Below are 22,509 nucleotides of genomic sequence, written 5' to 3' on the forward strand. Positions count from 1 at the left end.
GGTTTATCACCAAGACAAAACTCAGATCTCATTTTTTCTTTTTGATCACAATAATCCAGTAAATCACCCCATTCTCTTCTGTCTCCCCGCCCCGCATTTGCCTAACGTAGAAGCCATAAGAAACGTCAGGTTAATCGCCCAGGAGCCAGAAAAATGACTACCCGTATCCAGCGCCTGAAAGAGGCCCTCTTTGCCAACCCGCGTGAAATCTCCCTTGAGCGCGCCGTCCTCTACACCGAAAGCCATCGCCAGACCGAGGGCGAGCCGGTAATTATTCGCCGCGCCAAAGCCACCGCGCATATTCTCGATAAGGTTGCTATCAGCATCCGCGACGACGAGCTGATTGCCGGCAACCGCACCATCAAACCGCGTGCCGGGATCATGTCGCCAGAAATGGATCCTTACTGGCTGCTCAAAGAGTTAGATCAGTTCCCCACCCGCCCGCAGGATCGCTTCAACATCAGCGATGACGACAAGCGCCTGTACCGCGAAGAACTGTTCCCGTACTGGGAAAAGCGCTCAATGAAAGACTTCATCAACGCCCAGATGACGGACGAGGTGAAGGCCGCCGTGAGCACGCAAATTTTCAGCGTCAACCAGACCGACAAAGGCCAGGGACACATCATTATCGACTACCCGCGCCTGCTGAATAATGGCCTCGACGCGCTGGTCAACGAGATGCGCGATCACCTGCGCCAACAGCCGGATAATGATTTTTACCGCGCGGTGCTGATTCTGCTGGAAGCCTCACAGCGGCACATTCTGCGCTACGCCGTCCTCGCAGAGACGATGGCCGCGCAGTGCAGCGATCCACAGCGCCGTCGGGAGCTGGAAGCCATTGCCACGATCTCTCGTCATAACGCCATACATAAACCGGAAAACTTCGGCCAGGCCTGCCAGCTGTTCTGGTACATGAACATCATTTTGCAATATGAATCGAATGCCAGCTCCATCTCGCTGGGGCGCTTTGACCAGTACATGCTGCCGTTCTGGCAGGCGTCGCTGAATCATGGCGCCGATCCCGCGGTTATGCAGGAGCTGCTGACGTCGCTGTGGGTGAAATGCAACGATATCGTCCTGTTGCGCTCCACCAGCAGCGCCCGCTACTTTGCCGGCTTCCCGACCGGCTACACCGCCCTGCTCGGCGGGTTAACCGAAAATGGCCGCAGCGCGGTGAACGTGCTCTCCTTTGCCTGTCTGGATGCCTACCAGAACGTGCGCCTGCCGCAGCCGAACCTCGGCGTGCGGGTCAACGAACTGATCGACCGCCCGTTTCTGCGCAAAACCGCCGAGACCGTGCGCCTCGGCACCGGCATTCCGCAGATCTTCAACGACGAAGTGGTGGTTCCGGCGTTCCTTAACCGCGGCGTGTCGCTGGAAGACGCGCGCGACTACGCGGTGGTGGGCTGCGTCGAGCTGTCGATTCCAGGCCGGACCTACGGGCTGCACGACATCGCCATGTTCAACCTGCTGAAAGTGATGGAAATCGTCATGCATGAGCATGAAGGCGATGAGCAAATCACCTACGACAGCCTGCTGGCGAGCATTCGCGACAAAATTCGCCACTACATTCAACTGATGGTCGAAGGCAGCAACATCTGCGATATCGGCCACCGCGACTGGGCGCCGGTGCCGCTGCTCTCTTCGTTTGTCGAAGACTGCATCGAAAAGGGCAAAGACATCACCGCTGGCGGCGCGCGCTACAACTTTTCCGGGGTGCAGGGCATTGGCATCGCCAACCTCAGCGACTCACTGCACGCCCTTAAAGGCATGGTGTTTGACCAGCAGCGCATGAGCTTTGATGAACTGCTGGCGGTGCTGAAGGCCAACTTCGCCACGCCGGAAGGGGAAAAAGTTCGCGCCCGGTTAATCAATCGCTTCGAGAAGTACGGCAACGACATCGACGATGTTGATAACATCAGCGCCGATCTGCTGCGTTTTTACTGCAAAGAGGTGGAAAAATACCGCAACCCGCGCGGCGGCCAGTTTACGCCTGGCTCTTATACCGTTTCCGCGCACGTGCCGCTGGGGTCGGTGGTGGGCGCGACGCCAGACGGACGTTTCGCCGGTGAACAACTGGCGGACGGCGGGCTATCGCCGATGGTCGGCCAGGACGCACAGGGGCCAACGGCGGTGCTGAAATCGGTGAGCAAGCTGGATAATTACCTGCTCTCCAACGGCACGCTGCTGAACGTTAAATTCACCCCGTCAACGCTGGAAGGTGAAAGCGGCCTCAACAAGCTGGCGGATTTCCTCCACGCCTTTACCAAACTGAAATTGCAGCATATTCAGTTCAACGTGGTGAACGCCGAAACGCTGCGCGAAGCCCAGCAGCGTCCGCAGGATTTCGCCGGTCTGGTGGTCCGCGTCGCGGGCTACAGCGCCTTCTTTGTCGAGCTGTCGAAGGAGATTCAGGATGACATTATCCGCCGCACCGCGCATCAGCTGTGAGGTGATTGAGACGCGCGCCGACACGGCGCGCATTTTCAACATCCAGCGCTATTCGCTTAACGATGGGCAGGGCATCCGCACGGTGGTCTTTTTCAAAGGCTGCCCGCACACCTGCCCGTGGTGCGCGAATCCGGAGTCGATGTCGCCCAGGATTGAAACCGTGCGCCGGGAAAGCAAATGTCTGCACTGCGCCACCTGTCTGCAGGACGCCGAAGAGTGCCCTTCCGGCGCGTGGGAAAATATTGGCCGCGACGTGACGCTGGAGGAACTTGAAGGCGAGGTGCTGAAAGACGAGGTGTTCTTTCGCGCGTCCGGCGGCGGCGTGACGCTCTCCGGCGGCGAAGTGCTGATGCAGGCCGAATTCGCCGCTCGCCTGTTACAGCGGCTGAAACAGTGGGGTATCCGCACGGCGATTGAAACCGCAGGCGATACCTCGCCGCGCCGTCTGCTGCCGCTGGCAAGAGTGTGCGATGAGGTGCTGTTCGACCTGAAAATGATGGATACCGAACGGGCCCGTACTGTCCTGAACATGAACCAACCGCGCGTGCTGGAGAACTTCCGCCTGCTGCTAAACGAAGGCATTAAGGTTATTCCGCGCCTGCCGCTGATTCCCGGCTTTACCCTTAACCGAGAAAACGTGGCGCAGATTCTGGCGTTCCTCGCGCCGCTGCCGGTGGATGAGGTGCATTTACTGCCGTTCCATCAGTACGGTGAGCCAAAGTATGCTCTGCTGGATCGCGCGTGGGTCATGGCGGGGATTCACGCGCCGGAAGCTGAGGAGATAGCGCCCATTCAGGCGATGGTTGAGCAGGCCGGGTATCGGGTTGTCATTGGCGGATAAACCGACGAAGCACCGGCCAGGCCGGTGCTGCACGAGTTATGACGCGCGATAAAACGGCTTATCCCCCAGAATCGTCGCCCGGTGCATAATCCGCCGCTGCGGCAGATAATCGGCGTTAGCGTAGTGCTGCGTCACCCGGTTATCCCAAATCGCCACGTCGTTCGGCTGCCAGCGCCAGCGCACCTGAAATTCCGGTTTAGTCACGTGGGCAAACAGATAGCTCAGCAGCGCCTCGCTCTCTTTCTCGGTCACGTCGACAATCCGCGTGGTAAACCCTTCGTTGACGAACAGCGCCTGCTTACCGGTCACCGGATGGGTACGCACCACCGGATGCAGCAGCGGCGGGTGCTTCGCCACCGCTTCCAGCCAGCGCTGATGCTCTTCCTCGGTTTTACGATATTTGTATTCCTGGAACGATTTACGGAAATCGTGCTCGGCGCGCAGACCGCTCAGCAGTACCTTAAACGGCTCTGAGAGCGCCTCATAGGCGGCAATCCCGCTGGTCCACAGGGTGTCGCCGCCGGTCGACGGCAGCTCTTTCGCCGCCAGAATCGCCCCGGCGGGCGGCGTGTCGATAAAGGTCACGTCGGTGTGCCAGTTGTCGTTATCCGGCGGATTATTGTCGTGGGTGTCCAGCACAATAATTTCTTCCACGCCCGGCGCATGCGGATACACCGGATGAATATGCAGATCGCCAAAGCGCTGGGCCAGCGCGCGCTGCTGCTCGGGGGTAATCAACTGCTCACGCAGGAAGACCACCTGATGACGCAACACCGCGTGGTATAACTGTTCGAACTGGTTGTCGCTCAGCGAACGGGTCAGGTCCGCGCCGGACACCTGCGCGCCGATGTACGGCCCAAGTGGGGTAATCGCCAGACGTTCACTCATTGTACTTCTCCATGCCAGGGGGTCAGACGACGCTGAAGCGCACGCAGACCGAGTTCCAGACCAAAAGCGATAATTGCGATCACCGCAATCCCCGCCAGCACCACGTCGGTAGCCAAAAACTCCCCGGCGGACTGCACCATAAAACCTAAACCACGGGTGGCGGCGATAAGCTCGGCGGCCACCAGCGTTGACCAACCCACGCCTAAACCAATGCGCAGACCGGTTAAAATCTCCGGCAGCGCGCCGGGTAAAATCACCAACCACAGCACCTGAGCGCGGCTGGCGCCCAACGACTGCGCGGCGCGAATGCGTACCTGTTGCGCGCTTTTCACCCCTGCCAGCGCCGACATGGCAACCGGCGCGAAAATCGCCAGATAAATCAGTAATATTTTCGACGTTTCGCCAATACCAAACCAGATAACCATCAGCGGCAGATAGGCCAGCGGCGGCACCGGGCGATACAGTTCAATAATCGGATCAAGGATGCCGCGTATTGTCGGGCTCAGGCCCATCGCAATCCCCACCGGGATCCCGACGAGCGTCGCCGCCAGCAGCGCGACAAGAATACGCCCGAGGCTCGCCGCCAGATGCTGCCACAGCGTCGCGTCCATAAAGCCCTGCGGGCTGGCGATGGTCAGCAGTTTATTCAGCACCTGAACCGGCGAAGGCAGAAACAGCGGGCTAATCAGCGCTAACGCCGCCACCGCCCACCAGATAGCCAGCAGCGCCGCCAGCGTCGTCAGGCTCAGCGTCAGATGGCGTGACAAGGGCCAACGCAGCTTCGATGCACGCTGACGCGGTTTATCATTAATCACCACGCTCATGAGAAGGCCTCCCGTTGTTCGAACACCCGGCTGAGTACGTACTCGCGTTGGGCAATAAAGCGCGGATCGGACTTAATGCTGCGGCAGGATTCCCCGGCGACAAAACGACGGGCGAAGTCCAGCGACAGACGTTCCTGCACGCGGCCCGGCCCCGGCGACAGCAGAATCAGCTCGGTGGCCATAAATATCGCCTCTTCGATGTCGTGAGTGATCAGCAACACTTTCTTACCCGTCTCATGCCACAGCTTCAGCAGCAGCGTCTGCATTTGTTCGCGGGTAAACGCGTCAAGTGCGCCGAACGGCTCATCCAGCAGCAACAGTTGCGGATTGGCCGCCAGCGCGCGGGCAATGCCCACCCGCTGGCGCTGACCGCCGGAAAGCTGCCAGATAAAGCGCTTTTCCGCGCCCTCAAGGCCAACTTTCTTCAGCATCTGCGCGGCGGTTTCCCGACGCTCAGACTTGCTGATGCCCGCAAGCTGTAGCCCCAGCGCGACGTTATCCTGCACGTTGCGCCACGGCAGCAGCCCTTCATTCTGAAAGACCACGCCGCGCTCGGCGCCCGGCCCGTCAACGCGTTTTCCGTCGAGGATGATGCTGCCGTGCTGATATGGCACAAATCCGGCAATCAGGTTCAGCAGCGTGGTCTTACCGCAGCCGGACGGCCCCAGCACCACCAACAGTTCACCGCTGTCCAGCGTGAGACTGATATCCGCCAGCGCCGGTTTACCGCCGTAGTCGGCGGACAGATGCGAGATTTGCAGCATCATGACCTCCTTACTTCACAAAACGGTCGGTAACGTACTGGCTGTAGTCGGTCGCCACGGCGGGCACTTTGCCCTGTTCTTTGAGGAACTGCGCGGTATCGACAATCGCCTTATTCACCGGGCCGTTAAGCGCCTGCGCCTGCTGGTCGGCGGTGAGATAGGTATTGCCTTTCACCAGCCCCGGCACGTCCGCTTCCGGCACGCCGCTCAGGCGCGCCAGCTTGCTGATGTTGTCGGGCTGCGCCAGCCATTTATCCGGGTTATCGATATAGCCACGCTGAGCGTCAATCGCGCTTTTCGCGAATGCCTTCACCACCTCAGGATGCTGCTCGGCAAAATCTTTACGCACAACCCAGACGTCCAGCGTCGGTGCGCCCCATTCGCCTACTTTTGAAGAGTCGGTCAGCACGGTGCCGTCTTTTTCCAGCGCGTTCACCGCCGGTGCCCACACGTAGGCGCCATCAATGTCGCCACGCTGCCAGGCGGCAATAATCGCCGGCGGCTGCAGGTTGATAATCTGTACCTGACCCGGCTTGATGCCCCAGTGCTTGAGCGCGGCCAGCAGGCTGTAGTGGGTGGTGGAGATAAACGGCACGGCAATGCGTTTGCCAATCAAATCTTCGGGTTTAGTGATGGCCTTTTTCACCACCAGCGCTTCAGAGTTGCCGAGCTGTGAGGCCAGCAGGAAGACTTCAATCGGCACCTGCTGACTGGCGGCCACCGCCAGCGGGCTGGAACCGATATTGCCAATTTGCACATCGCCGGAAGCCAGCGCGCGCACGATGCTCGCGCCGCTGTCGAACTTACGCCAGTCCGGCTTTGCACCGCTCAGCTTTTCGAAGGTTTTATCCGCCTGCGCCACTTTGGCAGGTTCTGCGGAAGTTTGATAGGCGATAGTGACGTCCACGGCCTGCGCCTGGAAAGCCAACAGCGCCAGCGCGGCGGCGATAAAGGTGAAACGCGATGCGATTGCCATAATGTCCTGCTCCCATGTCTTGTTATGTGAGCAGTATTTCCGGCACGAGGGGGTTTGATAAAGGAATTAAAAGTGCTGGTTAATGCCAATTTGTTTTTAGAAAAAAATCGGCAAAGGATAGTTCAGAAATGGGATTACGCAGAGGACATTGTAGGCCGGATAAGCGAAGCGCCATCCGGCCTACAGGTGATCCGCGCGGATACTGAATCAGCAGTGCGCTTTCAGCGCCGCAATATCCTTTGGCGTAGTTCGGCAGCAGCCGCCAATCAGCTTCGCTCCGGCAGCCAGCCACTGCGGCAGATAGCCTTCCAGCGTGGCGCAGGCTTCACCGTGGTGATGCCAGGTTTTACTCACCGCATCATAGTGCTCACCCGAGTTCGGATAGACCACCAGCGGCAACGGCGTCAGGCTGTGCAGATACTCCAGCGCCTCGACGGTTTTTTCCAGCGCGATACAGTTAATCCCGACCGCCAGAATCTGCGGGTAATCCGCCAGCAACGCCAGCACATCGCGCAACGGCGTGCCGTCGCTCAGATGCTGAGCATCGCGTAGCGTAAACGAGAACCACGCCTGCGCCACCGGATACTCGGTCAGCAACTGCGCCAGCGCACGAATTTCATCAAACGACGGCAGGGTCTCACAGGCCAGCAGATCGACACCGCCATCCAGCAACGCTTCAACGCGCGGGCGGTGGAAATCCAGGAACACCTGCGCGCTGCGCTGGTAGTCGCCGCGGTACTCCGAGCCATCCGCCAGGTACGCGCCGTACGGCCCCACGGAACCGGCAATCAGCAGCCCGTGGGCCGCCGGGTTTTCCGCGCGATACGCATCACGCGCCTGACGCGCCAGCTCGACGCTTTTAATAATCAGCGCCCGCGACTGCGTTTCATCCAGCCCGCGGGCGGCAAAACCGTCCGGTGTGGCCTGATAGCTGGCGGTGATCGCTACCTGCGCCCCGGCTCGGAAATAGTCGAGATGCACGTCGTAAATCAGCTGCGGATTTTCCATCAGCACTTTGGCCGACCACAGGCTGTCGGCCAGATCGCAGCCGCGCGCCTCCAGTTCGGTGGCCATCGCCCCGTCGAGTAATACGAAGGGACGATCGTTCAGAATGGCGGTTAAAGGATTATTCTGCGACATGCTGCGGCTCCTGTTGGCTCTGGCGCGAGCGCGTTAAGAAATAGGCACCATAGCACAGCGCCACGAACGGAATCCCGCACCACAGCGCGATACGCTGCGACGGGTCAAAGGCCAGCCCCACGCAGGCCACCAGGCACAGCACGAAGCCCAGCACCGGCACCAGCGGATACCACGGCGCGCGGTAGTGCAGCTCGCTCAGCGCCTTGCCCTGCTGGAGATGACGGCGACGGAACACGAAATGCGAGGCGCAGATGCTTATCCACACCGCCACTACCGCAAAACCGGAAATAGCCGACAACGCCACAAAAACGGTATCCGGGGCGACGATGCTGGAGAACAGCGCCAGCAAGCCGCCAAGCATACTCACCGATAGCGCCACCAGCGGCACGCCGTTATTGGTCAGCTGCGAGAAACAGCGCGGCAACGTGCGCTCGTTGGACAGCGACCACAGCATACGACCGGAGGCGTACAGCCCGGAGTTGGCCGCCGACAGAATCGCCGTCAGGATCACGAAGTTAAAAATGTCCGCCGCATAGGGAATGCCCACCTTCTCAAAGACCAGCACAAACGGACTTTTTTCGACGCCCGCCTGCTGCATCGGGATCAGCGCCGCCAGCACGAACACGGTGCCGATAAAGAAGATAATCAGCCGCGCGATAGTGGTACGAATGGCTACCGGGATCACCTTGTGCGGGTTCTCGGTTTCACCGGCGGCAATGCCGATAAGCTCGGTGCCGGAGAAAGCAAAATTCACCGCCACCATCGTCATCAGAATCGGCAGCCCACCGTGCGGGAACCAGCCTTCGACGGTAATATTACGCAGCCCCGGCGCCGGTGAGCCGTCCTGCATGGGGATAAACCCGAAGATGGCCGCGCCGCCCAGAATAATAAACGCGATGATGGTGATAACCTTCACCAGCGAGAACCAGAACTCCCCCTCGGCGAAAAAGCGCGTCGAGATAACATTCAGGCCGAAAATCAGCACGCAGAACAGCAGGCACCAAATCCACACCGGCACCTGCGGGAACCAGTACTGCATACAGAACCCGGCGGCGGTAAAGCTCGATCCTAGCGCTACCGTCCACGTCAGCCAGTAGAGCCACGCCACGGTGTAGCCGGTGGCCGGGCCGAGATAACGGGCGGCATAAACGTGGAACGCGCCGGTTTCCGGCATCGCCACCGACAGTTCGCCGAGGCATTGCATCACCAGCCAGACCACCAGCGCGCCGATCAGATAGGCCAGCAGCGTACCCGCCGCACCGGTGGTGGAGATGATATAGCCGGTATTGAAAAAAAGCCCTGTGCCAATAACACCGCCCAGCGACAGCATCACCAGGTGGCGGGTCTTCATGGTGCGCTTCAGTTGCCCACCTTGTTGTTGTGTTGTGTTTTGCATTATTACCTTCTAAACGTATGGACATCTAAACATCCAAATGAGAAGGAGGTTATACAACGATTGTTAACGAATTGCAAAGCGGTGGGGAGCAGCAGGAATGAAGGAAGGGTGCGACTTGTTCCCCTCACCCTGGCCCTCTCCCCGAAGGGGCGAGGGGACCGGATGGTGCAGTGGGTGGGTATGGCGCGGGTTTGCTCCCTCTCCCTTCCAGGGAGAGGGCCGGGGTGAGGGTATAGCGCGGACGCTTACTCGTCGAAGAACCAGTATCCCTGGTTAATCAGCGCCGTCAGTTCCGCGACAAACGCCGGATTTCGCAGCGCCTCGCCAAAATGGGTTTTATCCAGTTCGGTATAGCGGCACAGCATGTCAGCCGCCTGCGGCTCGCAGGTTTCCAGCTTCTCGCTGTTGATAAAGAAGCTCTCACCTACGTTCAGTACCCGCAGCCCGTTGAGGCGGCGCAGGGTTTCCCCATCTTCCAGCGCAGCAAGCACCTCTTCCGGTTCGAACGGCGGCTCCGCTGGGGCAATATCCAGCTCGTGGCGCGGCGTACTGGCAAAACTGCCGAACCACTGTTTAAAATCGTTCGGCTGACGGATCATGTCGATCATCATCATCCGCAGACGCTCCAGCTCGTGCTCTTCCACCTTACCCGCGTGTTCGCGACAGGTCAGATCCGGGTCGGTGTAGTACTTCTCGCCGAGATCGTTCTCCAGCACGTAGTCGGCGAAGCTGCTGATCAACTCGCGACCGTTCGGGCCACGGAAGCCGACGGAGTAGTTCAGCGTATCTTCATAGGTATACCCATCGTGTGGGAATCCTGGCGGAATGTAGAGGATATCGCCCGGTTCCATTTCCACTTCAATAATCGGCGTAAACGGCTCAACGTGCAGCAGCGCCGGATGCGGGCAGTGCTGTTTTAACGGCAGCGCGTCGCCCACGCGCCAGCGACGACGGCCCATCCCTTGAATAATAAAGACGTCATACGGATCGATATGCGGGCCAACGCCGCCGCCCGGCACCGAGAAGGAGATCATCAGATCATCGAGGCGCCAGTCCGGCAGCACGCGGAACGGGCGCACCAGTTCGGCGGCAGGTTCGTGCCAGTGGTTCACCGCCTGCGCCAGCAGCGACCAGTTCTTCTCCCCCAGATGGTCAAAATCCTCAAACGGGCCGTTGCTCGCCTGCCACTTGCCGTCAACGTGGCTCACCAGACGGCTGTCAACTTCCATCTCCATCGCCAGACCGGCCAGTTCGTCAGGCGTAATCGGGTCGACAAAATTCGGGAACGCGTTTTTCAGGACCACCGGTTGTTTCTGCCAGTATTTCTCCAGAAACTCCGGCCAGTTAAGGTTGAGTTGATAAGCCATGTTTTTTATACCATCAGTAGAGGGGTAGGCTCGATTATAAGGAGGGCTGCCCGGCGTCCGCTTTGTGATGAATCAATTGCGGATGTACACTGATGAATAGAATTCATAACGTCTTACTATTTTGCCTGATTATCCGTTCAGAAAATCAATATATTCTATCGGCCTTTAACACTCCCGAATGGAACAATATGACTGGTACTCCGGCGCGGAAGACACCCGCCAAAGGTCAGCATGGCCTGCTTTTTGTTGTCATCCTCAGTGCCTTAATGGCTTTTACCTCGCTCTCAACCGATATTTATCTTCCCGCCATGCCGGTGATGGCGCGCGATTTACACGGCAACGTCGAACTCACGATTACCGGTTTTTTAGTCGGTTTTTGCATTGCCCAACTGCTCTGGGGGCCGCTAAGCGACCGTTTTGGCCGTCGCTTGCCGCTGTTTATCGGCCTGGGACTATTTATCATCGGTTCGATCGGCTGCGCGCTCTCGCGCAATATTGAGCAGATTGTCTTTTGGCGTGTATTCCAGGCGCTGGGGGCCTGCACTGGCCCAATGCTGGCGCGTGCGATGATCCGTGACCTATTCAGTCGTACCCGCGCCGCGCAAATGCTCTCGACGCTGATCCTGATGATGGCCATCGCTCCCATTGCCGGACCGCTACTCGGCGGACAGATCATTGTGTTTGCCAGCTGGCACGTCATTTTCTGGCTGCTGGCTGTGATTGGCGTACTGATGTTCTTTACTCTCTTCTGGCTACCGGAAACGCTGCCGGAAGAGAAGCGTGTTAAAGCGTCGCTGGGCGGCGTGTTTAAGAACTACGGCCTGCTGTTAACCAACGTCGCCTTTATGCGCTACACCCTGTGCCTGACCTGCTTTTACGTCGCCGCCTACGCGTTTATCGCCGGGTCGCCATTCGTCTATATCAGCTACTTCGGCGTCGATCCGCAGCACTACGGCTGGTTATTCGCGCTGAACGTTGTTGGCGTCATGCTCATGAGCGTGGTAAACCGCCGAATCGTCCACCGCTATCCGCTGGAGACGCTGCTAAAGATATCGCTGTTGGTGGCGGGCGCGGCGGCAATCGTGTTGGCGATTGCCGCGCGCTGGCAGATGGGAGGTCTGCTGCTGATCGTGGTGGCAGTGTTCATACTGTTTTCGATGAATGGGATTATCGCCGCCACCTCGACTGCCGCCGCGCTGGACGCCGCACCAAACGTCGCGGGTTCCGCCTCAGCGCTGATTGGCGCATTGCAATACGGTAGCGGGATTATTTCGTCACTGCTGTTGGCGACGCTCAGCGACGGCACGCCGTGGACCATGGCGTGGATCATGGCGCTGTTTACCCTCGCCAGCACCGCAATAGCCCTGACGACGCGCGCCAGGGCCGTGGCGTAATCAGGCGCTGACTACGCGGTTGCGCCCCTGCTGTTTGGCCCGGTACAGCGCCGCATCGCTGCTGCTGATAAGCTCAGCGGCGATGTCCGCGACGCTTTGAATGCTGCACACCGACAGCGGCGAATCCCAGGTCATCACACCCAAACTGATGGTCAGCACGCTGCCGATGGGGTTGGTTTCATGCACAATCTCCAGCGCCATTACCCGCTCGCGCAGGCGTTCAGCCACCGCCAATGCGCCTTCCGCGCTGGTGTCCGGCAGTATCACCAGAAACTCTTCGCCACCGTAGCGGCTCACGCTATCGCCCGGGCGCAGACCGCCTCTCAACGCGTCTGCTACGGCGCGCAGCACCTGGTCGCCCGCCGGGTGACCATAGGTGTCGTTGTAGCGTTTAAAGAAGTCGATATCCGCCATGCACAAAGACAGGGGCGAGCCCTCGCGCTGTGCACGGGTAATTTCATAGCTCAGACGGTCATCCATGTAACGACGGTTGAACAGGCCGGTAAGATGGTCGCGTTCGGCATACTGCAATAATGTCTGATTAGCGTGGGCGAGCTGCTGTTCCGCCAGCTTGCGATCGGTGATGTCCATCCACGCCGAAGAAATACCCGCCACGTTGCCGCCCGCGTCGTACACCGCCATAGGCTTAATGTAGAAATAGCGACCATAGAGAAACAGCTCTTTGCTGGCAATCTCTTCACCGCCGTCGAGCAGAATGAAATCCTGCTGGAACAGCAGGTGCCATTCCGGCATCAGCGTTTTGAGCAACTGCCCCACCAACTTTTCCTCTGGCTGCCCCAGCAACTCACCCATCGCCTTGTTCGCTTTCGTTAACATGCCGTGACGATCAATCACACACAGCGCCAGCGGCGTGTTCTGGTAGATAGATTCCAGCTGCAACACCCGCTCGCCGAGCTGGGAGATATCCCGATCGGTACCGCGATAGCCAGTCAGTTGGCCGTTTTCATCAAACAGCGGAATACCGCTGGTTTCGAGGATCACCGCCCGACCGTCTGCCCGCAGGTTACGATTAATCAGGCCCGAGAAGGGTTTGTGCGATGAGAGCACATCGCGGAAGGTGCTCTCCAGCCGCTCGGCCTCGCCCGGCACCATAAAATCAAACGGCGTACGGCCCAGCACCTCTTCGGCCGAGTAGCCGAGCAGGCGCATCACCACTTCTGAGGACCAGACATAGCGCCCCTGCGTATCCACTTCCCACACCCAATCGGTGTTATGGTTGAGGAGATCGGCCAGCCTGCCGGAATCCATCGGGTCTTTCTGTACGAACGGCTTCTCCATTGTCATTCACCCTCTCCTTTGGTGCGATCGGCCTGACGAAGTGGTGTTTTTTTAACCACTTCATCAACCAAAACAAAATGACCTGTTATTTAATAGCCCGGAAGGCTTTGACGATTTGTGCGGCTGCACTATTTTATACCAAAGATAAAGGAGCCGTGCTCGTGATTGCAATTCAATATTTGTGTCCAAAATGTGCCGGTGTTACTGAAATAACCGACATTGAAAAAATAAAAAACGCGGAAGATCAATATCCGTTAACCTGTCACGCTTGTGGCGCGCCTTTCAGTAAAGACGCGCTTATCAAATTCGCCCGTCAAAAAGCCGAAGAAATGATTAACGAAGCCTTATTTCAATTAAAAAACTCGTCGCTTCAAGGAAATAAATAACCCGATAAGTTTTTCCTCAGCTACCACAGGAAAATATTAGATCTCATCCCTGTAGCGCTATTTATTTATTTTTCTTCATTTTCCCTAATCTATTTTTTAGTCCGTATTCAGGGCCTTACGCGCACAGAAGTGATAGCGCAAAAAATCGACGTTTGCTAACGTGGTTTCTCCATTCACTACGGCAAGGAGAGACACATCGTGTCACAGCCGCTGATTACTGCTCTCATCCCCGGAACCGGGTTTCCTGAACTCGACAACTACCGCAGCCGTCAGGCCGCTTTCTATAGCGATGACTACGGTCAACGCGCCCGCTATCGCCAGCACAACGAGGCCCTGCTTCAGCAGAACCGGAGCCCGCAGGTCGTTTTCTTCGGTGACTCCATTACCGACGGCTGGGATTTAGCGCAGAGCTTTCCGGGAAAAAACTACCTCAACCGCGGTATTGGTGGGCAAACCACCGCGCAGATGCTGGTGCGCTTTCGCCAGGACGTGCTAAACCTGCGCCCGCAGGCAGTGGTGATCCTCGCTGGCACCAACGACATCGCGGGCAATACCGGGCCAGTGAGCAATCTGGAAATTGAAGAGAACATCATGACGTTCGCCGAGCTGGCCACGCTACACGGTATTCAGGTGGTGATATCGTCCGTGCTTCCGGTCCATGATGCGAATCCTGACTCGCAGGATCTCTACGCCCAGCGTCCGCGCGAGCGCCTTATCGCGCTAAATCACTGGCTGAAAAGCTGGAGCGCGACACAAGGCTTTGTCTGGCTGGATTACGCTACGCCAATGACGGACGCATGCGGCAAACTGATTACCCGCTACTCCGATGATGGTCTGCATCCCAACGCGGAAGGCTATCGCGTGATGGCCCCACTGGCGGAAAATGCCGTTCAGGCGGCACTGTCGAAGGGAGATGGGGACTCTCCTTCCGGCTCACGATGATTCATTGGCGCTGCGGCCATCGGGCAATCGATCCTGACCTGCCCGATGGCATCCAGGTAGTGAAGAAGGCTTAAGCCAGCGCTTCGGCCTCCATCATCACCGGATGAAAACGGCGTTTGAAATAGATAAGGCCATGCCCCTCTTCTTCCGCCAACGCGATATGCTGAACCTCCACCAGATAGACCAGATGGCTACCGATGGTCTGCACCTGGCGTATCTCGCCTTCCAGACATGCCAGCGCCGCCTTTAGCACCGGCTGCCCCAGCGCGCCGCGCTGCCAGCCTGCGAGATTAAAGCGCTCGTCCATCGCCATACCGGTCATGCCGGCAAAGTGACGCGCCATGATCTCCTGTTCATGGTTGAGCACGTTGATGCACAGCTTACCGTTGCCCTGGAACACCGGGTTCATGGCGCTGTTGGCGTTGATACACACCATCACCGATGGCGGCGTATCCGTCACCGAACAGACGGCGGTAGCGGTGATCCCGCAGCGACCCGCTTCCCCTTCGGTGGTGACGACGTTAACGGCGGCCGACAGGCTGGCCATGGCATCGCGAAAACGCAGACGTTGTTCATCTAATTGCATTGTGACCTCCCGCTGCCAATTACTTCAGCAGCTTATCCAGCAGATTAATATCAGCGTTGTTGTGCAGGTGTGGCACCGTCCAGCCGTTCTGGTCGTATTCAGACAGGCAGCGATCGACCATCGCCATCATTTTGTCCATGTTGCCGGAGGTCTGGGCCTGGCGCAGACACTGCAGGCGGATCTCATCCTGGCTACCGGAGTAGTTAATTTCGTACAGCTCGTGACGGCCGCCGAACTCGCTGCCGATGGCATCCCACATCAGTTTTAAGATCTTGATGCGCTCCACGTGATCCATGCCGTTGGAGCCGCGCACGTATTTCGCCAGATATCGATCAATCTGCGGATTGTTCAGATCGCGGGCGCTCGACGGCAGGTAGATCAGGCCGCTGGTCACGTTACGTTCGATAATATTTTTGATTTTGGCGTAGGCCATCGGCGCCATCACGCGGTAGGTTTGCAGCGCCGCGTGATCCGGCAAATACGCGCCGTTAACCCACGGGGTCGCTTCAGAACACATGGAGTCGCTCAGCGCCCAGAACATGTTGCGCCACGCCACCACTTCGCCAAGATCCGCCTGCACGCCGCGGAACTCAGAAGTACCGGTGCACTCCAGCGATTTCTTCAGCAGGCCGGTAATAAAGTCGAGCTTCACCGCCAGACGCACGCACGCCTGTAATGGGTACATACGGGCAAAACCACCTTCCATCGTCCAGCGACGGCAGCGATCGAAATCGCGGTAGATCAGGACGTTTTCCCAGGGGATCAGCACGTTATCCATCACCAGAATCGCATCGTTCTCGTCAAAGCGGCTGGAGAGCGGATAGTCGTATGGGGAGCCAGTTGCACCCGCCACCATCTCGTAGGAAGCGCGAGAAATCAGCTTTACGCCCTCGGCATCCATCGGTGCGACGAACATCAGCGCGAAGTCCGGGTTTTCGCCCATCACCTGCGCGGAGCCGAAGCCGATCATGTTGTAATGGGTCAGCGCCGAGTTGGTCGCCACCACCTTCGCGCCGCTCACAATAATCCCGGCGTCGGTCTCTTTCTCCAGCTTGATGTAAACATCTTTCACTTCATCAGCCGGTTTGTGGCGGTCGATGGGCGGGTTAACGATCGCGTGGTTGAAGTACAGACCGGTTTCCTGAATGCGCGAGTACCAGTGGCGGGCGTTCTGCTCAAACTGGCCGTAGAACGCCGGGTTCGCCCCCAACGCGCTGCCGAAGGCCGCTTTGTAGTCCGGAGTACGCCCCATCCAACCGTAGGAGAGACGTGACCACTCGGCGATGGCATCGCGCTGCTGACGCAGGTCGTCGGCGCTTTTCGCCACGCGGAAAAATTTATGGGTGTAGCCGCCGCTGCCGGTATCAGTGCTCCAGCACAGCTTGTCCTGCATTTCCGGCTTGTGCAGCGCATCGTACAGCTGGCCGACAGAGGCTGCCGCGTTGCGGAAGGCGGGATGGGTAGTGACATCCTTGACGCGCTCGCCGTAGATGTAGATCTCACGGCCATCCTGGAGGCTTTTCAGGTACTCTTCACCGGTTAACGGACGTTTGGTGTCTGCGCGGAAATCTTCAGGTTTCATTCGGGTACACTCCAGTATTCATCGGATTTGTTAAATTTATGTTTTGTTCTTGTTTCGTAATTGAAGCGTTTAAAACGCAGACGGTGAAGAGACTTTTGGGTCAACGGCTGGTACTTTTCGGGCGGGGGGCGGTTCTGTGATCTGGGTAGGGTTTGGCGCGTGTTTGCCCCTCACCCCGGCCCTCTCCCCAAAGGGCGAGGGAGAAAACCCGCACGGTCGGTCCCCTCTCCCCTATGGGGAGAGGGTTAGGGTGAGGGGGGGAACCTACGACACCGGGACTTTCTGCGCGCGAAACGCGCTCGGCGAACACCCCACTAAGCGATTAAAAAAGCGCGCAAAATAGGCCGGGTCCTTAAAGCCAAGCTGCCAGGCAATCTCGCTCACCGCGCTGTCGGAAAACAGCAGCAGACGCTTGGCCTCACGCAGCTGTCTGTCAAAAATCAGCCTTTTCGGCGGACGATTAGCGAAGCGGCGGCAGATATCCGTTAGCCTGGATTCGGTCAGATGCAGCTCGCTGGCGTAGTCCGGCACCGTCCAGTGGCGGTAATAGTGGTTATCAATCATCTGGTTAAAGCGCTGGAACAGCTTCAGTTCGCCGCGCACACCGCTGGCCGCGTGGTCGTCGAGCGGCGCGTTGCGCAGCAGCAACGTGAACACCGCCTGCGCCAGCAACACCAGGGTATGCTCGCGCCCCGGCAGCTCAGAGGTCGACTCGCGCTGAATCAGCCGCCAGTAGTGCGCCAGCGCCGCCAGTTCGTCGGGTTTGTCCGCCAGCGACAGGCACATTCCCGGCAAGCCGAACGCCTCACGGGTGCCGGGGTATAGCACCTCCAGCAGCGGCCAGATCAACTCTTCCCGCACCGTCAACACGTGACCGTCGCTGTCCGACTCGGTGATAAAGGCGTGCGGGACCGACGGCGGCGTCAGCACAAACAGCGGTGCCTGCACCGAGTAGCGGTGATCGTCGAGCTGCAGCTCAATCTGCCCGGTATCGAGAAAGTGCATCTGGAAAAACTGATCGTGTCGATGCGCCTGCATATCGCGGCCAAAAAACTCCGCCATGCGGGCAAACGACTGATAGTGCACATCCCTGGTGCCCAGACTCTCTTCATACTCGGTACTGATGTCGATATTGGTAATCACACGCTGGCACATAACGTCGGCTCCTTACGGCGTGGCGCGTGGGCGGGAAGATTTCATCGGTATCACCCAGATAATGGCCGCCCCCAGCACCAGTAGCGCTGCGACAAACCATAATCCGCTGTTAAAGCTGCCGGTCACATCTTTCAGCCAGCCAATCATAAACGGACTCAGCGCCGACCCAATGTTGCCGGTGGCGTTGATCACCGCGATGCCGATCGCCCTAGCGCGCAGGCTGATGGATTGATCCGGTGTGGTCCAGAAAATCGCCATCGCGCTAAACGATCCGGTCGAGGCCATCACGATCCCCAACAGTTGGATCAGGCTATGGTTGGTCGCCGAGGCCAGCAACCAACCGGCGGCGGCAAACAGGAACGGCAGCGCCGTGTGGTGCTTACGCTCCTGGTACTTATCCGAATGGCGGCTCCAGTAGATCATGCCAAGAATGGTACAAATCTGCGGGATTGCCGCCAGCAGGCCGATGGTGATGTTGCTGCTGCCCTCGTTAAAGCTCTTGAGGATCTGCGGCGTCCAGATACTGATGGCGCTGAGCGTATTCGTCAGGCAAAAGTAGGCCAGCGTGTACATCAGGACGATCGGCGTAAACACTTCGCGCCACAGGCTGCGCTGCTGCATCGCGGTATGGCTAATCGCCCCTTCCGGCTGCACCAGCGTCAGGCGATCGTTATCCATCATTTCCTGTAAGCACTTTTTATCCTCGTCGGTCAGCCATTTGGCCTTCGCCGGGGAGTCGTCGAGCCAGTACCAGACCATCACGCCGAGCAGCACCGCCGGGAAGCCTTCCAGCAGGAACAGCCACTGCCAGCCGTGCATATTCAGCAGACCGTCCATCGACAGAATATAGCCTGAAACAATCGAGCCCAGCGCGGTGGTTACCGGCATGGCAATCATAAACAGGGCGTTGGCGCGGGCGCGGAAAAACGCCGGGAACCAGTAGGTTAAGTACAGCAGAATCCCCGGCAGGAATCCGGCTTCGGTGATGCCCACCAGCATGCGCAGCACGTAGAGGCTTTTCGGCCCGACGGCGAACATGGTGGCAGTGGAGGCGATACCCCACAGCACCATAATGGTGGCAATCCAGCGCCGCGCGCCAACAATGCTCAGCATAATGTTGCTGGGAATGCCGAAAATCACGTAGGTGGCGTAGAACAGCGTGGTGGCGAGGCCGAACATAGTGGCGTTGAGGCCGAGATCCGCCCCCATCGTCAGCCCGGCAAAGCCGATATTGATACGATCTAAGAATGAGAAGATAAACAGCACGAACAAAAACAGAACCAGACGACGAAACAGTTTGTTGATAACCGATTGTTGGCCTGCCGTCAGCCGCTTGTGCTGGTCGGCCGGGTTGAGTTGCTCCGGAATTGCAGGTGATGTGTCGCTCATTGTCCTTTCCTCTGATGGGAATTTGCGTAGGGTGAAGCAGTGTTGTTGCCCGGCGCGCTTCGCTTGCCGGGCCGACATGTCGATGGGTCTCCCCGGCACGCGTTAATACACGCCGGACGACCCGAGCGAGGTTTTCTCCGCGCCAAAGCGTGCCGCCAACGCCTCCGCGCCGCGCGCCAGCAGGGTGGTATCGACGCCGACGGCGACAAACAGCGCCCCCAGCTCCAGATAACGTTTCGCCAGCTGTTCATTCGCCATCAGAATGCCCGGCGCTTTTCCCGCCGCACGAATCTGCACGATGGCCTGTTCAATCGCCGCCTGCACTTCCGGGTGCTGCGGATTGCCGGCAAAGCCCATATCGGCGCTGAGGTCCGCCGGGCCGATAAACACGCCGTCCACGCCGTCGACGTCGAGGATCTGCGCCAGATTATTCAGCGCTTCACGAGTTTCAATCTGCACCAGCACGCACATGGCGTCGTTGGCCTGGTGGAGATAATCCGGAATGCGGTTCCAGCGTGACGCCCGCGCCAGCGCGCTGCCCACGCCGCGAATACCCTGCGGCGGATAGCGGGTTGCGGACACGGCGGCTCGCGCTTCGTCGGCGTTTTGCACCATCGGCACCAGCAGCGTTTGCGTGCCAACGTCCAGCAGTTGCTTAATCTGTACCGCGTCATTCCACGACGGACGCACCACCGGCTGGCTTGGATAAGGCGCGATCGACTGTAGTTGGGTCAGTACGGTCTGGACGTTGTTCGGCGCATGTTCGCCATCAATCAGCAACCAGTCAAACCCAGCGCCCGCCAGCAGCTCGGCACTGTAGCTGCTGGAGAGCCCGAGCCACAGGCCAATCTGCGGCAGGCCTGCTTTCAGCGCGTCTTTGAAGCTGTTCTTCATCATCGTCTTTTCCTTTTATACGAACCGGCAGGTAATCGCGCCCATGTTGCCGTAATCAACATGGAAGGTGTCGCCCTTACGCGCCGGTACCGGACGGGTGAACGAGCCGCCAAGGATAATCTGCCCCGCTTCCAGCTGAACGTCATACGGCGCCAGCTTGTTCGCCAGCCACGCCACGCCGTTCGCCGGGTGGTTAAGTACCCCTGCGGCAACGCCGGTCTCTTCAATCACGCCGTTGCGATACAGCAGCGCGGAGATCCAACGCAGATCCAGTTCATCAGGCTTAATCGGACGCCCGCCGAGGATCACGCCTGCGTTGGCGGCGTTGTCGGAGATGGTGTCGAATACCTTGCGCGGACGCTGGGTTTCCGGGTCCACGTTATGGCTGCGGGCGTCAATCAACTCCAGCGCCGGGATCACGTAGTCGGTGGCGTTATAGACATCGAACAGCGTGCAGTTCGGTCCGCGCAGCGGCTTTGCCAGTACGAACGCCAGTTCCACCTCAATGCGCGGGACAATAAAGCGGTCGGTCGGAATCTCGCTGCCGTCGTGGAAGAACATGTCGTCGAGCAGCGCGCCGTAGTCCGGTTCGTTAATCTGCGAGCTGGCCTGCATCGCTTTGGAGGTCAGGCCGATTTTGTGGCCTTTGAGCGTTCGCCCTTCGGCAATCTTCATCGCAACCCATTCACGCTGCACGGCGTAGGCGTCTTCGATGGTGATGTCCGGGTAATCCAGCGAGACGGCACGGATCTGCTCACGCTGTTTTTCAGCCTGATTTAGCCGCTGGGCGATCAGGGTACGGGTCTGTTTATCGAGCATAGTGATTCCTGTGGCTGTGTTTTCCCCCTCTCCCTGTGGGAGAGGGCCGGGGTGAGGGCATCAGGCCGCTGAGGTCCCCCCTCACCCTAACCCTCTCCCCAAAGGGGCGAGGGGACTGACCGAGTGCGTATTTTCTTCCGCCTCAAAAGAAGCGAAGGACTGGGCGGGCCAGTCTTATTTAAATAACGCGTGCACGTTGTTCTGTTTGTAATTCAGCGTCGGGTGCAGCTCGTCAATCTCAAACGACAGCGCCAGATAGCGGCTGTCCATCAGCGTGGCGAAGTGGGCTTTAATCAGCCCGAATAGCATTTCGCCCACCTCCTGACGGCTCTCCAGGCTGCGGCCTGCACCGATTTTCAACGTCATATGGACAAACGCGTAGTCATGCTTACCGTCGGCCATCTGCCAGGTATCCAGCCAGTGGGCGCGGCTGCGGATGCCGCCGATAGGGAAAATCCCGGTGGCGGCCAGCGCCTCGTTCACCTTGCTGAACAGGCCCGGTAAATCTGCCTGCTCGCGGATGTTGGTGGTGCATTCAGCAATAAAGTGCGGCATGGTTCATCCTCACGCAGGCAGCGGGAATACGGCGTTTACCTGCCCGGTGCCGGAGCTGGCGAACAGATCGGTAATAAACTCCACCTTGCCGTCGTACTTATCCCAGCCCAGCATTCCCAGCAGCATCACGGTGTCGTGCATGTTGCCTTCGCCGTAGCAGTAGTCGGCGTACTCCGGCAGCATGGTGCAAAACTCCTTGAACTTGCCCTCGCGCCACAGCTTGACCACACGTTCGTCCATCTGATGGTCAAACTCGCGGGTGTAGCTGTTCATCCCCTCTTCCGCACGCTGGTCGTCGATAAAACGGTGCGACAGCGAGCCGCTGGCGAACACCGCTACGGTGCCGTCGTATTTTTCGATGGCTTTCAGGATCGCCTCGCCCAATCTGCGGCTGTCGGCAAAGTCATGCACGGTGCAAAACGCCGAGATGGAGACCACCTTGAAGTGCTTATCGGCGTTCATATAGCGCATCGGCACCAACGTGCCGTACTCCAGCTTCAGGCTTGGAATGTTGTGCGCTTTGGCGCGCACGCCCAGCGCTACGGCTTCATCGGCAATCAGCTGGCCCAACTCGGGATTACCGTCATAGTCGTAGGTCATGTCGCGAATAAAGTGCGGCAGCTCGTTGCTGGTGTAGATGCCCTTAAAGCTTTCCGCGCAGTTAATGTGGTAGGCACTGTTCACCAGCCAGTGAGTATCGAACACGATGATGGTGTCGACGCCCATTTCACGGCAGCGCTTGCCGATCTCTTTATGCCCATCGATGGCCGCCTGACGGCAGCCAAAGTTTTTCCCCGGAATTTCAGAGAGGTACATCGACGGCACGTGAGTAATTTTTGCTGCTAACGCGAGCTTGCCCAT

Annotated in this window: 21 protein-coding genes; 5 read left to right on the forward strand and 16 right to left on the reverse strand. The window is 58.6% G+C overall.

All coding sequences use genetic code 11. The annotated features are described in order from the left end of the window. The first annotated feature begins 153 nt into the window (after positions 1 to 153). Both GY169_RS18430 and GY169_RS18435 read left to right on the forward strand, forming a co-directional pair. Entirely contained in the window at positions 154 to 2,451 is a 2,298-nt protein-coding gene (locus GY169_RS18430; RefSeq protein ID WP_167576569.1) for a formate C-acetyltransferase, read from the forward strand. Next, the gene (locus GY169_RS18435) at positions 2,417 to 3,292 is read left to right on the forward strand and encodes a [formate-C-acetyltransferase]-activating enzyme (protein ID WP_167576571.1); all 876 of its coding nucleotides are present in this window, start codon (positions 2,417 to 2,419) and stop codon (positions 3,290 to 3,292) included. Before GY169_RS18430 ends, GY169_RS18435 begins: the two co-directional genes overlap by 35 nt. A gap of 36 nt (positions 3,293 to 3,328) precedes the next feature. Here GY169_RS18435 and tauD read toward each other — a convergent pair whose 3' ends face one another. The 7 genes from tauD to GY169_RS18470 all read right to left on the reverse strand — a co-directional run bounded on the left by tauD (position 3,329) and on the right by GY169_RS18470 (position 10,647). Then, positions 3,329 to 4,180, reverse strand: a complete 852-nt coding sequence (gene tauD, locus GY169_RS18440; RefSeq protein ID WP_167576573.1) for a taurine dioxygenase — start codon at positions 4,178 to 4,180, stop codon at positions 3,329 to 3,331. Further along, a complete protein-coding gene (gene tauC, locus GY169_RS18445; RefSeq protein ID WP_167576575.1) occupies positions 4,177 to 5,004 on the reverse strand; it encodes a taurine ABC transporter permease TauC in 828 nt (275 codons plus the stop codon). Before tauC ends, tauD begins: the two co-directional genes overlap by 4 nt. After that, positions 5,001 to 5,768 carry a taurine ABC transporter ATP-binding subunit gene (gene tauB, locus GY169_RS18450; protein WP_163447314.1) on the reverse strand — a complete coding sequence of 256 codons (768 nt, stop codon included), beginning with the start codon at positions 5,766 to 5,768 and terminating at the stop codon, positions 5,001 to 5,003. Before tauB ends, tauC begins: the two co-directional genes overlap by 4 nt. Before the next feature lie 10 nt (positions 5,769 to 5,778). Then, entirely contained in the window at positions 5,779 to 6,744 is a 966-nt protein-coding gene (gene tauA, locus GY169_RS18455; protein WP_167576577.1) for a taurine ABC transporter substrate-binding protein, read from the reverse strand. Positions 6,745 to 6,951: 207 nt separating this feature from the next. Then, positions 6,952 to 7,884 (reverse strand): homocysteine S-methyltransferase, encoded by a 933-nt coding sequence (gene mmuM, locus GY169_RS18460; RefSeq protein WP_167576579.1) that lies wholly within the window; start codon positions 7,882 to 7,884, stop codon positions 6,952 to 6,954. Continuing rightward, positions 7,871 to 9,280 carry an S-methylmethionine permease gene (gene mmuP / locus GY169_RS18465; protein ID WP_167576581.1) on the reverse strand — a complete coding sequence of 470 codons (1,410 nt, stop codon included), beginning with the start codon at positions 9,278 to 9,280 and terminating at the stop codon, positions 7,871 to 7,873. Before mmuP ends, mmuM begins: the two co-directional genes overlap by 14 nt. 245 nt (positions 9,281 to 9,525) lie before the next feature. Continuing rightward, positions 9,526 to 10,647: a cupin domain-containing protein gene (locus GY169_RS18470; protein ID WP_167576583.1), complete on the reverse strand. Its 1,122-nt coding sequence runs from the start codon at positions 10,645 to 10,647 to the stop codon at positions 9,526 to 9,528. 188 nt (positions 10,648 to 10,835) lie between these two features. Between GY169_RS18470 and GY169_RS18475 the strand changes: the two genes are divergently transcribed. Next, the gene (locus tag GY169_RS18475; protein WP_163447217.1) at positions 10,836 to 12,041 is read left to right on the forward strand and encodes a multidrug effflux MFS transporter; all 1,206 of its coding nucleotides are present in this window, start codon (positions 10,836 to 10,838) and stop codon (positions 12,039 to 12,041) included. Here GY169_RS18475 and GY169_RS18480 read toward each other — a convergent pair whose 3' ends face one another. After that, a complete protein-coding gene (locus GY169_RS18480; RefSeq protein WP_163447215.1) occupies positions 12,042 to 13,346 on the reverse strand; it encodes a GGDEF domain-containing protein in 1,305 nt (434 codons plus the stop codon). It lies immediately after the preceding gene. A 155-nt stretch (positions 13,347 to 13,501) separates the two neighbouring features. Between GY169_RS18480 and GY169_RS23650 the strand changes: the two genes are divergently transcribed. Continuing rightward, positions 13,502 to 13,726, forward strand: coding sequence for an ECs_2282 family putative zinc-binding protein (locus tag GY169_RS23650; RefSeq protein WP_411908128.1), 225 nt, complete (start codon positions 13,502 to 13,504; stop codon positions 13,724 to 13,726). A 198-nt stretch (positions 13,727 to 13,924) separates the two neighbouring features. After that, a complete protein-coding gene (locus GY169_RS18490; RefSeq protein WP_167576585.1) occupies positions 13,925 to 14,668 on the forward strand; it encodes an SGNH/GDSL hydrolase family protein in 744 nt (247 codons plus the stop codon). Positions 14,669 to 14,738: 70 nt separating this feature from the next. Here GY169_RS18490 and GY169_RS18495 read toward each other — a convergent pair whose 3' ends face one another. The 8 genes from GY169_RS18495 to hpaD all read right to left on the reverse strand — a co-directional run bounded on the left by GY169_RS18495 (position 14,739) and on the right by hpaD (position 22,509). Then, on the reverse strand, positions 14,739 to 15,254 hold the full coding sequence (locus GY169_RS18495; protein WP_163447209.1) for a 4-hydroxyphenylacetate 3-monooxygenase reductase subunit: 516 nt from the start codon (positions 15,252 to 15,254) through the stop codon (positions 14,739 to 14,741). A gap of 19 nt (positions 15,255 to 15,273) precedes the next feature. After that, a complete protein-coding gene (gene hpaB, locus GY169_RS18500; protein ID WP_167576587.1) occupies positions 15,274 to 16,836 on the reverse strand; it encodes a 4-hydroxyphenylacetate 3-monooxygenase, oxygenase component in 1,563 nt (520 codons plus the stop codon). Between the two features lie 264 nt (positions 16,837 to 17,100). After that, positions 17,101 to 17,991 (reverse strand): 4-hydroxyphenylacetate catabolism regulatory protein HpaA, encoded by an 891-nt coding sequence (hpaA, locus tag GY169_RS18505; protein WP_167576589.1) that lies wholly within the window; start codon positions 17,989 to 17,991, stop codon positions 17,101 to 17,103. Positions 17,992 to 18,003: 12 nt separating this feature from the next. After that, positions 18,004 to 19,380 (reverse strand): 4-hydroxyphenylacetate permease, encoded by a 1,377-nt coding sequence (hpaX, locus tag GY169_RS18510; protein ID WP_167576591.1) that lies wholly within the window; start codon positions 19,378 to 19,380, stop codon positions 18,004 to 18,006. A gap of 102 nt (positions 19,381 to 19,482) precedes the next feature. Continuing rightward, on the reverse strand, positions 19,483 to 20,274 hold the full coding sequence (gene hpaI / locus GY169_RS18515) for a 4-hydroxy-2-oxoheptanedioate aldolase (protein ID WP_167577339.1): 792 nt from the start codon (positions 20,272 to 20,274) through the stop codon (positions 19,483 to 19,485). Between the two features lie 15 nt (positions 20,275 to 20,289). Further along, entirely contained in the window at positions 20,290 to 21,093 is an 804-nt protein-coding gene (hpaH, locus tag GY169_RS18520) for a 2-oxo-hept-4-ene-1,7-dioate hydratase (protein WP_163447201.1), read from the reverse strand. Positions 21,094 to 21,267: 174 nt separating this feature from the next. Further along, the gene (locus tag GY169_RS18525) at positions 21,268 to 21,648 is read right to left on the reverse strand and encodes a 5-carboxymethyl-2-hydroxymuconate Delta-isomerase (protein WP_167576593.1); all 381 of its coding nucleotides are present in this window, start codon (positions 21,646 to 21,648) and stop codon (positions 21,268 to 21,270) included. Between the two features lie 9 nt (positions 21,649 to 21,657). Beyond that, a complete protein-coding gene (gene hpaD, locus GY169_RS18530) occupies positions 21,658 to 22,509 on the reverse strand; it encodes a 3,4-dihydroxyphenylacetate 2,3-dioxygenase (RefSeq protein WP_167576595.1) in 852 nt (283 codons plus the stop codon).

The sequence above is a fragment of the Kluyvera genomosp. 3 genome, assembly GCF_011765685.1.
Taxonomy (GTDB): domain Bacteria; phylum Pseudomonadota; class Gammaproteobacteria; order Enterobacterales; family Enterobacteriaceae; genus Kluyvera; species Kluyvera georgiana_A.

Coding starts and splice junctions, on each gene's coding strand:
- GY169_RS18430 (WP_167576569.1), top strand. CDS start 154: ATGACTACCCGTATCCAGCGCCTGAAAGAGGCCCTCTTTGCCAACCCG.
- GY169_RS18435 (WP_167576571.1), top strand. CDS start 2,417: ATGACATTATCCGCCGCACCGCGCATCAGCTGTGAGGTGATTGAGACG.
- tauD (WP_167576573.1), bottom strand. CDS start 4,180: ATGAGTGAACGTCTGGCGATTACCCCACTTGGGCCGTACATCGGCGCG.
- tauC (WP_167576575.1), bottom strand. CDS start 5,004: ATGAGCGTGGTGATTAATGATAAACCGCGTCAGCGTGCATCGAAGCTG.
- tauB (WP_163447314.1), bottom strand. CDS start 5,768: ATGCTGCAAATCTCGCATCTGTCCGCCGACTACGGCGGTAAACCGGCG.
- tauA (WP_167576577.1), bottom strand. CDS start 6,744: ATGGCAATCGCATCGCGTTTCACCTTTATCGCCGCCGCGCTGGCGCTG.
- mmuM (WP_167576579.1), bottom strand. CDS start 7,884: ATGTCGCAGAATAATCCTTTAACCGCCATTCTGAACGATCGTCCCTTC.
- mmuP (WP_167576581.1), bottom strand. CDS start 9,280: ATGCAAAACACAACACAACAACAAGGTGGGCAACTGAAGCGCACCATG.
- GY169_RS18470 (WP_167576583.1), bottom strand. CDS start 10,647: ATGGCTTATCAACTCAACCTTAACTGGCCGGAGTTTCTGGAGAAATAC.
- GY169_RS18475 (WP_163447217.1), top strand. CDS start 10,836: ATGACTGGTACTCCGGCGCGGAAGACACCCGCCAAAGGTCAGCATGGC.
- GY169_RS18480 (WP_163447215.1), bottom strand. CDS start 13,346: ATGACAATGGAGAAGCCGTTCGTACAGAAAGACCCGATGGATTCCGGC.
- GY169_RS18495 (WP_163447209.1), bottom strand. CDS start 15,254: ATGCAATTAGATGAACAACGTCTGCGTTTTCGCGATGCCATGGCCAGC.
- hpaB (WP_167576587.1), bottom strand. CDS start 16,836: ATGAAACCTGAAGATTTCCGCGCAGACACCAAACGTCCGTTAACCGGT.
- hpaA (WP_167576589.1), bottom strand. CDS start 17,991: ATGTGCCAGCGTGTGATTACCAATATCGACATCAGTACCGAGTATGAA.
- hpaX (WP_167576591.1), bottom strand. CDS start 19,380: ATGAGCGACACATCACCTGCAATTCCGGAGCAACTCAACCCGGCCGAC.
- hpaI (WP_167577339.1), bottom strand. CDS start 20,274: ATGAAGAACAGCTTCAAAGACGCGCTGAAAGCAGGCCTGCCGCAGATT.
- hpaH (WP_163447201.1), bottom strand. CDS start 21,093: ATGCTCGATAAACAGACCCGTACCCTGATCGCCCAGCGGCTAAATCAG.
- GY169_RS18525 (WP_167576593.1), bottom strand. CDS start 21,648: ATGCCGCACTTTATTGCTGAATGCACCACCAACATCCGCGAGCAGGCA.
- hpaD (WP_167576595.1), bottom strand. CDS start 22,509: ATGGGCAAGCTCGCGTTAGCAGCAAAAATTACTCACGTGCCGTCGATG.